The sequence below is a fragment of the Enterobacteriaceae bacterium Kacie_13 genome, assembly GCA_013457415.1.
GTDB lineage: Bacteria > Pseudomonadota > Gammaproteobacteria > Enterobacterales > Enterobacteriaceae > Rahnella.
In genome coordinates, this window is sequence record CP045665.1 from 3,828,552 (window position 1) to 3,841,556 (window position 13,005).

Sequence of the window (13,005 nt, forward strand, 5' to 3'; positions counted from 1 at the left end):
GATGGAATTTTCATGATTATTCAGGAAATTCTACGCCGCGAATTGGCAGCAGAAACTCACGCATTTAGCACGTTAATAAACTGAAGTTCTGGCATATACTTTTTAACCATCACAACGGGATGGTAAAGGGCTTACCCCTGCGATATATAATATAAGGTTAGTGTTTATCATGTTTTTTTCACGCCGCTTGTTAATAATGATAATAATATCGTTAAATGTTTTATTCTGCTTTACGGTATTTAATGCCGTTGCAGCGCAACTCACAGACGAGCAGCTGAAAAACCAAATTACCGCACTGATAAATGATCACCATGAAAGGCCGTCTGATGCGGCAATAGCCCGCACAATAACCCTTCTTACGCCTGCTGAGCAGCTCAATACGCTGTGCGCGGATCCCGAACTGTCGATTGCCGGAAACAATCTGCGCCTGACCGGCAACAAAAGCGTGATTGCCCAATGCGGTAACAAACGTAAGTTTATCCAAATCAGCGTGCAGGCGCAGGGCACATGGTGGACGGCAGTCCGCGCCATCAAACCGGGCACCGTCATCCAGCCAGAAGATATTGCGCCCCGTACCGGTTCACTGGAACGTTTACCTGCCGGACTGATTTTCAGCCAGGACAGCATTGTGGGCCAGACGGCCACCCGATCGATAAACAAAGGACAACCGGTCGTGGAAAGCCAGTTACGCAAAGGCTGGACGGTGGTTTCCGGTCAGGAGGTTGATATTCTGGCGTCCGGTGAAGGTTTTCAGATCCGCGTCAAAGGTAAAGCGCTGGACAGCGCAGCAGCCGGTCAGCCAGTCAGGATCTCGACAAAATCAGGCCAGATTATCACCGGCACAGTAGCACCCGACGGAAAAGTGAATATAAATCTGAAAGAATAATTTTAGTTTTTTTGATAACCACCGATATTTTAAATATACCGCGAGGCCACTAACGAATTGCCGAGGAACATTATGAGCTTAGACCGTCCACTACAACCTCTGTCAGTGCCTCCTGTGAATGTGCAACAACAGGATTTAAAACTGCGTCCAAGAGCCGAAGACGTCGCGCTGACACACGCCACGGGCAGCGAAAACGCCAGCACGCAGATTAAACTGAGTAAACTGACGCAGGAAATTCAGACAGATACGTCACATGATATCGATTACGATCGTATTGCTAAAATTCGTGCGTCAATGGATGCGGGTGAATTACAACTCGATCCTGACTACATTGCGAATGCACTGGTTGAAGACATCTTTCAACTTTCATAAGTTCTGATAAGACAATAATGAATATGGAAAACTTACGTTCGGTTCTGCTGAAAATACAAGACTCTATGACCGAACTGGAGGCTATTCTTGTAGAAGAAGTGAATCAATTAAGACGGACACAGATTAACCCTGTTTCCCTGCAAATTGTGTCTGACAGTAAAAGTCAGTTGCTCGCTACCATCAGTTATTATGATGACATGCGTAAGCAACTGGAAATACAGTTACACCTCTCTGCGCCTTATCAACATAATGCGAGATTTTCTGCGCACTGGAATAACATCACCAGGAAAGTTAAAGCGGCTAAAGAGCTGAATTTAAAGATTTATGATTTGCTCGAAATGCACAAGCAAAAAACGGATAATTTGAAAAAGCTGGTCAGCAATGCCGGTATCGCCTCTTCTACTTACGGTCAGGAAGGGCAGTCAACCGCACCTCATTCAGGCAAAGTTTATAACATTAGCGTCTGATTGCTGTTTTCCGTTTTGTCATCGGTGAGCCCCGTTGATCTCCAAAAATAAATAATCAAAAAGCGCTTATACTCGTTGTTCCATTTTAGGCTTCCTTATTGGAAGCTTTTTTTTATTCCACTATCGCTTAATTAGCCGACACTTTCGTTTGTTCTTCGGACCATCTCTTTGCCATTTTTTTACCCCGAAAGCCGTTAAAATAGACAACGCAAAAATATGCGAAATAACGGGTCTAACAGGCAAGGTTGATTAAGTGGCAAAAATAATACTGCGCAGCGGATATCTGGATGATTACATCCCGCTGGGCGAGAACGGACAAACCCTTTTCGATAGCGCGATACAAATTCGCGAAACATTACGTCTGCGAAAACAACAGATGATCCTCGATTGTCTGGCTATCCCTCAACGTAACGATGCAGAGGGTAAAGTCGACTGGTACCCGCCACAGGAAGGCGTCGTCACTCAGTGGGCCAGCGCCAGTGACCAGCAACGCGAGCACGCCCTGCGCTATCTGGAAAACTGCTTCGCCACCGCCGCGACCCTCAGCCAGCGCTGCCTGCAGGCGGAAAAAACTGCCGTCCGGCTATTTGGTTCCCTGCTGACCAATGTGTTGCAATTTCCCGCCCGCCAGCATGTTTATCTGGTGGATGACAAACCGGTCATCACCTTCTGGGGTTTTGTCAGCCTGAATCAGGCTCCCCGCGACGATGCCTTCGATTGCCTGCGCCAGCCTGCCGTACCTGAAGTGGAAGTGGGTATGGAAGAAGAGGAAGAAGCCAAACCGTTGCCTCCTGCGCCCGAAGAGCCGCTACATGAGGAGGCTCTGAAAGACCCTGAACCCGTTATCGTGACGCTCAGCCAGCCGGATGCCCCACTGCTTGCCCCTGTCGCCAGCGCGCCAGCGGAGCCGCCCGCCCCCCAGGGTACGCCGACGCGGGAGGCGAAAAACACACCGGTCTGGCGCAGCCTGCTGTTGAAAATCATGGCCGTGGGCATGGTGTTTATTGTCCTGCCGCTGGCCTATCCGCGTATCGCACCGATGCTGCCAGCCCTGTTTGAAGCGCCTTATCACGCTGATGCCCCGGCTACGCCGCCGCCTGTAATACCCGCGCCAAAAATCGTTCTCTCTAATACGCTTCCCGTACAACCCGCTCAGGTTGTCCCGTTGCCTGCAACTCACAGAGAAGAAGAATCTGCAGAAGCTGCCGGAAGTACGACGGTGGAACCAGAGATCGATAAAAATGCACTGGTGTTGCCCGCGGAGGATGTCAAAGCCGGGACAACTGCTTTTATGAATGGTCACTGGAAGGCGAGTATCGACGTGAACAACCCGCTGACCCGCAAACCACCCGGCCTGCGTTATCAGATTAAAAACAGCGAAGGCACCATCACTATTGCCCGTGACAACAACATCACCTGCAAGGCGGATATTTACCTGGGGCTGATGCAGTCGGGTAATCTGCTGATCAAGAGCCGCAACAAAGCCAAATGCAGTGATGACAGCCGCTATCAGGTGCCGGAAATCACCTGCAGACAGCCGCTGAGCGGCGCGGCGCAATGCACCGGCCGATATGCCGACGATACCGTGGTTCCGATGACGCTTTTAAAAGTGGGTAAATAATTCATGCTGGCAAATCTTATCGACTATCAATCGAACGTCACGCTTATCCAAAACAGCAGCGTGCAGTTCCTGGATTTCGGCCTGAATCCTGTTGGCAACAGCCCGCACAGCGGTCGTTTTGTGCGCCACAGCGTCAACGGTCCGTTGCTGCGACTCGGCTATGACTCCCTGTCAGGGCGCTTTACCTTACCGGGTGAAAACGGCGATGAACCGGAAATTGTGCGCCCGGAAATGACCATTCCATTGGAGCACTCGTTGCAGGTGCTGGACAACGTCTGGTTACCCCTGCCTTTCATGCGTTTCACCCCGCCGCGCCAGTTTACCCACAGCCCGGCGAACTGGGCTCGCGTGCAGATAAAAAGCCTCTCCACACCCGACCAGGCCGGAAACCGGCTGCGCCTGTGTATCGCGTTTGACACCAAAGTGCATGCCGACGACGGCGATGCAGCCCCGCTGGCGCTCACTGCCCGCGACGTGCGTGACGGCACACGGTTTGCGCTGGCGTGGCGTAATCATGAGATTGCCGAGTTCCTCGATCAAACCTGGGTCGATGGCTGGCTGCGGGAAGTCTTTGTTCATTACGCCCGTCAGCAGGAAACGCGCAGTACGCACGAGATCAACAACGCCATAAAGGCGTTCGAGTATCAGGCGCACTTCCTCAATCTTCTCGAAATGCTCAGTACTCAGTTAATGGTACCCGAAGTACAAATCATCACGGAAACCCTCAGCACCGCACCGGTTCCCGTAGATCTGATCCTCGACGTCGGCAATACCCACACGTGCGGCGTGATCCTCGAAGATCATGGGGCGAAAAACGCAGGGCTGCAGCAAAGCGCCGAGCTGCACATCCGTTCACTGACCGAACCGCAATTGATCAGCGAACCGCTATTCACCAGCCGTCTGGAATTCAGTGAAGCGAAATTTGGCAAACACCATTTCTCGGTGGAAAGCGGCCGTGATGATGCGTTCGTCTGGCCTTCGTGTGCCCGCGTGGGTGACGAAGCCCGCGAGCTGGCGACACGCCGCCTGGGCACGGAAGGCGCCAGCGGCATTTCCAGCCCGCGCCGATATCTGTGGGATGATGCGCCGTCCGATCAGGCATGGCGCTTCAGCCAACCGACCGGTAAAAATTCGCGTGAGCCGCGCGCCGTCGCCTTACCGCTGATGAATTTAATGAACGATGATGGACAGCCACTCTACAGCCTGCCGCCGGAAGAGCGTATGCCGGTCTTCTCCCCGAACTACAGCCGCAGTTCACTGATGACAATGATGCTGTGCGAGCTGTTGGCACAGGCGCTGGCGCAGATCAACAGCGTCGGCCACCGTCAGAGTCTGGGGTTGGTGAATGCACCGCGTCAGTTGCGCCATCTGATCCTGACGCTGCCGTCGGCGATGCCGAAACAGGAGCGTGAGATTTTCCGCCTGCGGGTGCAGGAAGCCGTGACATTGGTGTGGAAAGCGCTCGAATGGCAGCCAAAAGATGACGATGCCATGATCCGTTTTGGCGGACGCATCAGCCTTGTGCCGCTGCCTGACGTCCAGATGGAGTGGGATGAAGCAACCTGCGGGCAACTGGTGTGGCTGTATAACGAAGCGGTTAATAATTATGCCGGACGTTCGCAGGTGTTTTTCAACAGCATCGCCCGCCCTGACCGCCAGTTGGCCGAAGGCGAACAACCGGGTCGAACTCTCCGCGTGGCGTCGCTGGATATCGGCGGTGGTACGACAGACATGGCCATTACCCATTATCAGCTCGACGATGGCGCCGGCAGCAATGTCAAAATCACCCCGCACCTGTTGTTTCGGGAAGGTTTTAAAGTCGCCGGTGACGATATTCTGCTCGATGTGATCCGATTATGTGTTCTTCCTGCGTTGCAAAATGCCCTGCACAAAGCCGGGGTCACGGATGCCGGGCGGGTGATGAGCAAACTGTTTGGTGATACCAGCCTCGATGACAGCCGTGCAACGTTACGTCAGCAAACGACGTTACAGCTGTTTATCCCCCTCGGCCACGCCATTCTCGCCAGTTGGGAGAGCAGCGATCCGCAAGACGCCGGAACCCTGTTTGAAGGCCGTTTTGGCGAACTGCTGCCCCAGACTCCGACACAGAACGTGATCAATTCTATCTGCCAGACGGTGCAGCCATTGTTGCCCGCCGGTGCACCGCCTTTCGATGTGCTGGACGTACCGTTGCTGGTTGAGCTGGCGACACTGCAGGAGGCGTTGCTGGCCGGGCGTTTCAGCCTCACCACTCCGCTTCAGTCGCTGTGCGAAGTCATCAGCCACTACTGCTGCGACGTGCTGCTTGTCACTGGCCGCCCCTCCTGTTTCCCGGGCGTTCAGGCACTGTTGCGTTACCTGCAACCCGTGCCAGTGAATCGCATCGTCTGGCTGGACAGCTATCAAATCCATGAGCGCTTCCCGTTCGGGCAACAAGGTCGCGTGGTGAATCCGAAATCCACCGCTGCGCTGGGGGCGATGCTGTGTTGTCTGGCGATGGATCTGCGTCTGCCCGGCTTCAACTTTAAAACCGCCGATATTCAGGCCTATTCCACCGTCCGCTACCTTGGCGTACTGGATGGCAATCAGACGCTGACAGAAGACAATGTCTGGTATGCGCAGGTTGATCTTGATGATCCAACTTCTCTGCTGGATGAAAAAATGCGTTTCCCGCTGCGAGGCGATGCCTGCCTGGGATTCCGTCAGCTGGCAGACACCCGCTGGCCGGCAACACCCCTTTATCAGCTGAAAATTAATACTCCGGCATTGGCCAGACAGATCGCCGGTGATGGCGTACTGCATGTACGCCTGCAATACGACCGGCAAAACGGTGGCTTTACTCTGGCAGAAGCCTGCCTGCAGGACGGCACCCCGCTACCGGCGAACGCCGTACACCTGAAACTTAACACCCTCGCCAACAGTTACAGTGGCGGTAATCAATATTGGATCGACAGCGGGAGCGTCTACCTAAAATGAGCCAGTCAGACACCAGACTTCATCAGCTTATCCGCTGGGTACATGACAACCGCGCGCAATCGATGCGCCTTAACGTCGAAGCCGATGGTCTTCTCGCTCGGTTAATACGGTTACAGCAGCGCCAGCAGCAGATAGCTTCGCTCAGGGAGGCGCCGCTGACACTGGGTTTTTATGGCAGCTCAGTGGCAGGTAAGCACCATTTGCTGAAAATGATCGTAGCCGGGGATGGCGAGGATATTGAGGTGCAACTGGGGGGAAACACACTCAATTATCTGCGCCATATCAATCCCGATAATGTCGCGCCGTTAATGGCCGTTCGCTTCACCGGGACGCCGCCGCCGGCCGTGGAAAACTTCCCTTTGCTGCTGACGTTATTTAACCAAAGTGAGCTGGCGCAACGTTTGATCCGCCAGTATCACGCTTCGCGTCAGCCCTGCATAACGCAGCGCAGCGCCATCAGCGCAACGCTGGCGGCGTTGAGACCGCGTCGTCAGCCACGGGAAATCCCGGGAATGAACTGCGGAGAATTTTTAACGGTGATTGAGAGTTATCATCAGTCAGTCCGTGCTCCTCACCAGCTCGATGACGCGCTTGTCTATCAAATGGCGGAACTGGCACCCTGGCTGGATCTGGCCGACCGCGCGACCTTGCTTTCCACACTTTGGGGAGAACATGCCACACTGACCTCACAGTGGCAGCAACAGGCGCAGAGATTGCAGCATCTGGGCGGCGTTTCTCAGGTGCTGGCGCCGGTAAGCCTGGTCGTTGACGCACTTCTGTTGCCTAACCCTGGATTTTTGCTCCCCGCCACAGAAGATGAACGCGAGCTGAATAACGACGTGATCGTCTGCCCGCTGCGCGACGACACTTCATCGCTGCGCCTGAGTATCGCACAGCAGGATCTGGCCAGCATTTGCGCCGAAATCACCTTTACGCTGAGCCATAAACCGGTACTCACGGCAGTGGATATCGTGGATATTCCGCCAGATCATTTGCCGCGATATCAGGATCGTTTACAGCCTGATACGGTGCTGGTGTGTAATTCCGTGGCCGCTCACGAGGCGCTGAGTCCTGTCGCCAAAACGCTTTCCCGCTGGATTGAAGAGACACAACCACAGGGGCAAAATACGCTGCCAGGGCTGGTATGGGCGATCACCCCGTTTGATCTGCGCTTCACTCACGGGAATCACACTGACGACGCCGTGCAACGTTTTATCACCCGGTCGGGCCAATGTTGGGGAACATTACAGGCGCTGGATCACCGCGATATGTCCTGTCTCAACGACTGGCTGTCGGCGGCCGTCAGTACGCCTTGCAGGGAAGACCGTCTGACGGCTCTGCGTGAGGATCTGCAACAACAGATCACCGCACAGTTCAGCCGCTTCAGCACGCCACATAGCGCAGGGGATCACACGCCACCCGAGCAGCTGATCCGTGCGCTGCAAGCTCAGGCAGCAAAGCACGGCTATCTGATTAACCAGTTGATGTTGCCACGCGATACCCTTGCGCAGTGCTGGTTGCAACAGAGCCAGAAAGAGGTCAAACAACCTGCCGGGTTACTGCTGAGCGTTGATTTATTTGCAGACACCGCGCCTGCGATGGGAGCTGTTCAGCAGCCAGACAGTTTTGCGACGCAGGTATTTACGCTGTGGGTAAACCATTTGACGCAGCTCAGTCATAACCGCGCGGCTGCTGATGCCACCGGGCTGACGGCAGCGATGCTCCGACGCTTGTGTGAGGAGCTGATTACGACGGCTTTCCGCCTTGGCCTGAACCGGACGCTGGAAAAAACGCTGGCGAATCAGGATGATGTTGCCGCGATGGCTGTCACCCATGCAGGGAATATTTTCAGCGATTTTGTGACCTGGCTGGGCTACAACAGCGTTGCGATAGAAAACCGCCCGGCCAGTCGCATAAATCAAGGCAACGTAATTTTCGCACCCGCCACGCAGGCTAATGCCAGTGCACGTCTGGACAGACTCGGCGAGGAAGTGATACAGGGTAATGCGAAATATATTTATGACTGGCTGGTGGCGCTGCTGAGCCGCGCGACAGAGAATAGAGAACATCCTTGTCCTGAGGATATTAATGTTCAGCAGCGTGAGGCATTACTTGTGCAGTTGAGTGAGAAACAATAAGTCTGAGAAGAAATGTTTACCCCTTTTACCGGATGTTCATTCGGCAAAAGGGGTAAATATAGAGGGAAGATTTACTACAGTATCCAAACGTTAGCAGCAGGAATTATTTACCCTTCTCACACATCAGAAATATACTGGAGCAGAGATCCGGATACTGCTGACCCAACTGATAACACCCCTCCAGATAGGCCGGAGAAATAATGTCCGTTTGCAGTAAGGAGTCCCACTGAAAATTAGCCAACGCTTTGAAGAATATACCGGAACGGTGTACGACGTTAAGGCCTGCGGCAGTCGCATCTCGTTCCAACGTATCCAGGCTGTAAGTGCAGCGGTGGCCGTGAGCCGCTTCCGCTTCCGTTACTGCTGAGTTGTGTGAAATCAGACCCATTTTGACCGCAATCTGGCGTGAAGGCGCATTAGCATTGGGACAAACAAGAAATAGCCTTCCTCCTTCATTCAGCCATTCATCATTAATGCGTCGTAATAATTTTACCGGCTCATCAATATGTTCAAGAACATGAGTCAGAACAATATTATCGTAACGCTTAGGGAGTTCGGCCTGCTCGAACAGAGCGTTCACAAACTTTACCCTTTCTCCCAGTTTTGAACGCGCTTCTTGCATTGCGACATCAGACGCTTCTACGCAAGTGACATCATCAAAATGCTCCAGAAACCGGCGGGTAAAATCGCCTTTAAAACTCCCCAATTCCAGCAAAGACCCCTTTCTGAAAAAAGGCTGAAACGAGCGGATCATAAAAGGATGGATAACATCAAAATCAAACCCGTAGGCATACTGATGGTCTGCAGCATCATTTATTTCATTATTGTAATCGCGTTTTTCAATCATCAGATTTCTCTCTACAAATTCAATAACATCATGGTCGTTTGACCGGTGATGAGGTCAGGGGAAAAACCATAGCGCCGGTAAAGACACGTTGCGGGCACATTCGCGTTATCCACTTCCAGACGTATTCTGCCAATTCCCTTCTCACGCACTTTTTCAATCGCATTTTTCATCAACATGTCCGCCACTCTTTTCCCCCTAAAAAGAGGAAGTACGCTGACATTTGTTACAAACGCCCCGCCATCATCATTGCAATAGATGCACAGCAAGCCCACCAAGGTGGCGTCGTGCCAGCCCTCAATACAGAGCGCGAATTGAGTCACTTTTTTCGCATATTCAGCAATATTTACCCGGCTGCTTAGAGGAGGGATGAATGATGAGTCACACTTGACGAGATGCTCAGTGACCTGAGCTGAACTGGCTTGTCCTGCAAGGATAACGATGCCCGTCATGACAACGTTAGCTCGGCAATACCAAATCCATTACGACCAAATTCATTACCGTTATAGAGCAAATAAATGCGGCCATCGCAGGTGAAAACATGTGGATAGCACTGCATTTCACTGTCCCATTCACCCTCGCAACCAACGGGCGGGACCTGTGAATCATCACGAGTCCAGGTCAGCATATCGTCAGACCAGGCATACCCCAGACGATAGCCACGTCCTGTCGCTTTACGGAAATCGTAGGATTCCCGGTAACAGAAGAACATATGATAGCGACCATTAAAATAGGCCACAGTAGGGAGCGCCTGGCTTTCCTGAGCGCCGAGCTGGTCAGGTACGATTTGCTTCGCTTCCTGGCGATGCCAGTGAATACCGTCGGCAGAGGCGGCATAACCGATTTTGTAAGTGCGGTCAGGGGCCGCGCCCGGCTCGTACTGAGTCCAGCCCGTTCCAAAGATGTACCACATATGGAATTTATCGTTGAAGACCTTCACAAAAGCATCGGCAACCAGACATGGCTCATACTGGGAGGCAGCCATAACCGGGCCATCCCCATAGCGCCGGAACGTTTTCCCCTCATCTTTACTTACAGCCAGACCAATTGCTGTATCTACCGAGACTGAAACACGTCGGTTCCATCCAGTCGTAAAGGCCAATATTTCATCGTTATGACACACTACATTGAAAGGGAAAATACCATGCTCATCAAAGCATCCCAGTTCTGCCGGAGAAATCACTGGCTGCTGATGACCTCGCAGAATGTGTTGCAGTGATTTATCCATATCAATGTAGGCAACATGGCTGATGTATTTGCCGTTTTGCGGATCCAGAGAACGTGTAGAGAAATAGATACGAATGAAATCGTCAAAAACTAATGTCTGGGGCGATTGTGCAAATAATCCAGGTTTCCCGTTAAGAATGTGTTCTGCAGGATTGTAAATCTGACCGTGTTTAATCCACTTGAAAGTCATTTTAACATTCCCTGTAATTCAGCCAGGCCGAAACCTTCACGCCCTACGCCATTTCCCAGATACGCCATATAGATTTTGCCATCCAGCTCAAATACGTGCGGATAGCTGATCATTTCCGCATCCCATCCTTCTTTCGAAACATCAATGCCCGCTTTACTGTCATCGCGTACCCAGTCCACCAAATTATCGCTGGAGGCGTAGCCAATACGGTAACCATGCTGCTTACTGCGATAATGGCTACTGTAGCGATAGCTGAAAAACATGTGGTATTTGCCGTTGGCAAAAAAGACATCCGGACTTGCCTGAGCCTCATCTTCCTCAATGCGGCTGTCAATCAAATCACGATTGAGTTTCTGCCAATGAATTCCATCCGCAGAGGTTGCCATTCTGATTTTGTATACAGGTTCGGCCCTGCCATCAACCCACTTCCACTTTCGACCAGCAATGTAAAAAAGCTGCCAATAGTTGTTGAAGCGCCGGATTTTTGGCCCGCTGATGACGAAAGGCTCATCAGGTGAATAACTGACAACCGGCCCACATCCTATTCTTCGAAAAGTTTGTCCCTGGTCATCGCTTATTGCGGTACCAATGGCAACGTTGAAAGGAACAGACTCGCAACGTGTCCAGCCGGCATACCAGGCTTTGACTTGCTCACCGTCGCGAACCACGGAGACCGGATAGGTTCCAAATTCATCAAATTCCCCCAGTTCTCCCAGCGGTAAAATAGGTTGCTCAGCAACCCGTAAGACGTTGAAGAGATTTGTTCTGTCTAAATCTACCCAGGCGGAGTAACTCACAAACTGGCTATTTTCATCAGCGGGAGGACGACAGGAAAAATAGACACGCACGAAATCATTAAACACGAGGGTGGCGGGTGCCTGAGCAAAAGCATTGAGCCAGGGGCGGTCAGTAACGTGCTGCGGGGTAAAAACTTTACCGAGTTTCTTCCAATGGAACATTATTCATACCAGAGAATAGTTATATTTAACCCAGTGACGTACCCTATCAAGAGAGTTGAACATCAGGAGATCCACAATGGAAAGCCAGGGTACAAAAGGAGCGGAGAATTGCGTGTATTCGATTGCCTCGGACTGAATGAAGTTGAGCACCACACCTTCACCTTCAAAGTCAGCGCTGTCGTACAATGCCTGGCCACCGATAGCATTAATATAATTTTTCGCGTCCAAAGCCTTGCAGATCGATAAAACTTTATCTTGCCCCTTTAAGTTGTCATCGACAGGGAGTGAAGAAGAGGTAATGATCCGCGTTTTTATATCGAGCAGTTCGGACATCTTACATAATGAATAATGTAGATAACCAAAAAGGTTGTCATTCTGATAACTAACAACATCCTCAACAAAAGGAAAAATGTCTTTAAAAAAAGGCGCTTTAGCATAAGCCCCGCGAAACTGATTAAGCAGCTTTTTTTTATTAAAGTCTGATGTAATTTCCCTATCAATAATACTCTGGGAGTCAGCACCTTTTTTTAAAGGTAAGCTAAAGATGGCATCCTGGCCGTTAATGAGCATACGATTTCGATTAATCCATCCTTTTTTCGTATACTTAATATTGTCGTAGACAACGAAAACGTCAACGGATGCCATAAGTTGGAAATAGCCAATATAGGGAAGAAAATAGGGCTGCATAATAGCGAGTTTCATTCTTTTCCCTTAGAGGTCTGTCTGTGGCGCCAATTCTTCTCTGTATAATAACGTAATTAAGTAAAAACTAATGCGGCAAACACAGCGCTTTTTTAACGCCAATTGTCACAACTGTAAAACGCACTTCGTCAATACTAAAAAGTAGTTAATGGAGTTTTAAATAGCAGCCCAGGATACTCTCCAGAACGATGGGTCAGTTCAGGAGAAGAGCACAATAAATGAGTGTTCACCGGACCATCATATAATCCTGATGCACTTTAGCGCTGATAAAGTTATCCACAGCCGTGAAAAATCCCTCCAGCCCATGGATTTCAGCCAGGTCGACGGTGCCGGTTTTGATCTTATGAAAAATGACACACTCGCCATCGTAATCAAATTCAAAGGTGACAACACCATGACTTTGCGTCTTTATTTTCAATAACTTTAGCCTGAATGTATTGTCATTATAAGTAAGTTGAATAGACTCATTGAAATCATCTTTGAATTTAACGATATAGGCATTTATTTCTCTTACCTGCTCTAAATTCAGTCTTTTTGTTTCGTTCTGCCCCATAACGATACTCCCTGTGCGAGAAAGCGGCTTCATTGCCGCTTCCACAGAGAATTAATCGGAAGAATACGCA

Annotated in this window: 12 protein-coding genes; 6 read left to right on the plus strand and 6 right to left on the minus strand. The window is 51.1% G+C overall.

Translation table 11 applies throughout. The features are described from left to right. Positions 1 to 196 precede the first annotated feature (196 nt). The 6 genes from flgA to GE278_17495 all read left to right on the plus strand — a co-directional run bounded on the left by flgA (position 197) and on the right by GE278_17495 (position 8,460). Positions 197 to 886, plus strand: a complete 690-nt coding sequence (gene flgA / locus GE278_17470; GenBank protein QLK62451.1) for a flagellar basal body P-ring formation protein FlgA — start codon at positions 197 to 199, stop codon at positions 884 to 886. A 72-nt stretch (positions 887 to 958) separates the two neighbouring features. Continuing rightward, on the plus strand, positions 959 to 1,258 hold the full coding sequence (gene flgM, locus GE278_17475; GenBank protein ID QLK62452.1) for a flagellar biosynthesis anti-sigma factor FlgM: 300 nt from the start codon (positions 959 to 961) through the stop codon (positions 1,256 to 1,258). A gap of 17 nt (positions 1,259 to 1,275) precedes the next feature. Next, complete coding sequence (locus tag GE278_17480) at positions 1,276 to 1,725, plus strand: hypothetical protein (protein QLK62453.1); 450 nt, start codon at positions 1,276 to 1,278, stop codon at positions 1,723 to 1,725. 253 nt (positions 1,726 to 1,978) lie between these two features. Next, positions 1,979 to 3,346, plus strand: a complete 1,368-nt coding sequence (locus GE278_17485) for a ssrAB-activated protein (protein QLK62454.1) — start codon at positions 1,979 to 1,981, stop codon at positions 3,344 to 3,346. A 3-nt stretch (positions 3,347 to 3,349) separates the two neighbouring features. Next, the gene (locus tag GE278_17490; protein QLK62455.1) at positions 3,350 to 6,322 is read left to right on the plus strand and encodes a virulence factor SrfB; all 2,973 of its coding nucleotides are present in this window, start codon (positions 3,350 to 3,352) and stop codon (positions 6,320 to 6,322) included. Then, positions 6,319 to 8,460: a hypothetical protein gene (locus GE278_17495; GenBank protein QLK62456.1), complete on the plus strand. Its 2,142-nt coding sequence runs from the start codon at positions 6,319 to 6,321 to the stop codon at positions 8,458 to 8,460. Before GE278_17490 ends, GE278_17495 begins: the two co-directional genes overlap by 4 nt. Before the next feature lie 103 nt (positions 8,461 to 8,563). Here GE278_17495 and GE278_17500 read toward each other — a convergent pair whose 3' ends face one another. The 6 genes from GE278_17500 to GE278_17525 form a co-directional block, all read right to left on the minus strand. Further along, positions 8,564 to 9,307, minus strand: a complete 744-nt coding sequence (locus GE278_17500) for a methyltransferase domain-containing protein (GenBank protein QLK62457.1) — start codon at positions 9,305 to 9,307, stop codon at positions 8,564 to 8,566. 11 nt (positions 9,308 to 9,318) lie between these two features. Further along, on the minus strand, positions 9,319 to 9,756 hold the full coding sequence (locus GE278_17505) for a GNAT family N-acetyltransferase (protein QLK62458.1): 438 nt from the start codon (positions 9,754 to 9,756) through the stop codon (positions 9,319 to 9,321). Next, on the minus strand, positions 9,753 to 10,721 hold the full coding sequence (locus GE278_17510) for a hypothetical protein (protein QLK62459.1): 969 nt from the start codon (positions 10,719 to 10,721) through the stop codon (positions 9,753 to 9,755). The genes GE278_17505 and GE278_17510 overlap by 4 nt, the downstream gene beginning before the upstream one ends. After that, positions 10,718 to 11,680 carry a glycosylase gene (locus GE278_17515; protein QLK62460.1) on the minus strand — a complete coding sequence of 321 codons (963 nt, stop codon included), beginning with the start codon at positions 11,678 to 11,680 and terminating at the stop codon, positions 10,718 to 10,720. The genes GE278_17510 and GE278_17515 overlap by 4 nt, the downstream gene beginning before the upstream one ends. Positions 11,681 to 11,683: 3 nt before the next feature. After that, the gene (locus GE278_17520; protein ID QLK62461.1) at positions 11,684 to 12,382 is read right to left on the minus strand and encodes a hypothetical protein; all 699 of its coding nucleotides are present in this window, start codon (positions 12,380 to 12,382) and stop codon (positions 11,684 to 11,686) included. 226 nt (positions 12,383 to 12,608) lie between these two features. After that, positions 12,609 to 12,968 carry a hypothetical protein gene (locus GE278_17525; GenBank protein ID QLK62462.1) on the minus strand — a complete coding sequence of 120 codons (360 nt, stop codon included), beginning with the start codon at positions 12,966 to 12,968 and terminating at the stop codon, positions 12,609 to 12,611. Positions 12,969 to 13,005 lie beyond the last annotated feature (37 nt).

Bases quoted from the DNA above. Each gene is read 5' to 3' on its own strand.
- flgA (QLK62451.1), top strand. From the start codon at position 197: ATGATAATAATATCGTTAAATGTTTTATTCTGCTTTACGGTATTTAAT.
- flgM (QLK62452.1), top strand. From the start codon at position 959: ATGAGCTTAGACCGTCCACTACAACCTCTGTCAGTGCCTCCTGTGAAT.
- GE278_17480 (QLK62453.1), top strand. From the start codon at position 1,276: ATGAATATGGAAAACTTACGTTCGGTTCTGCTGAAAATACAAGACTCT.
- GE278_17490 (QLK62455.1), top strand. From the start codon at position 3,350: ATGCTGGCAAATCTTATCGACTATCAATCGAACGTCACGCTTATCCAA.
- GE278_17495 (QLK62456.1), top strand. From the start codon at position 6,319: ATGAGCCAGTCAGACACCAGACTTCATCAGCTTATCCGCTGGGTACAT.
- GE278_17500 (QLK62457.1), bottom strand. From the start codon at position 9,307: ATGATTGAAAAACGCGATTACAATAATGAAATAAATGATGCTGCAGAC.
- GE278_17505 (QLK62458.1), bottom strand. From the start codon at position 9,756: ATGACGGGCATCGTTATCCTTGCAGGACAAGCCAGTTCAGCTCAGGTC.
- GE278_17510 (QLK62459.1), bottom strand. From the start codon at position 10,721: ATGACTTTCAAGTGGATTAAACACGGTCAGATTTACAATCCTGCAGAA.
- GE278_17515 (QLK62460.1), bottom strand. From the start codon at position 11,680: ATGTTCCATTGGAAGAAACTCGGTAAAGTTTTTACCCCGCAGCACGTT.
- GE278_17520 (QLK62461.1), bottom strand. From the start codon at position 12,382: ATGAAACTCGCTATTATGCAGCCCTATTTTCTTCCCTATATTGGCTAT.
- GE278_17525 (QLK62462.1), bottom strand. From the start codon at position 12,968: ATGAAGCCGCTTTCTCGCACAGGGAGTATCGTTATGGGGCAGAACGAA.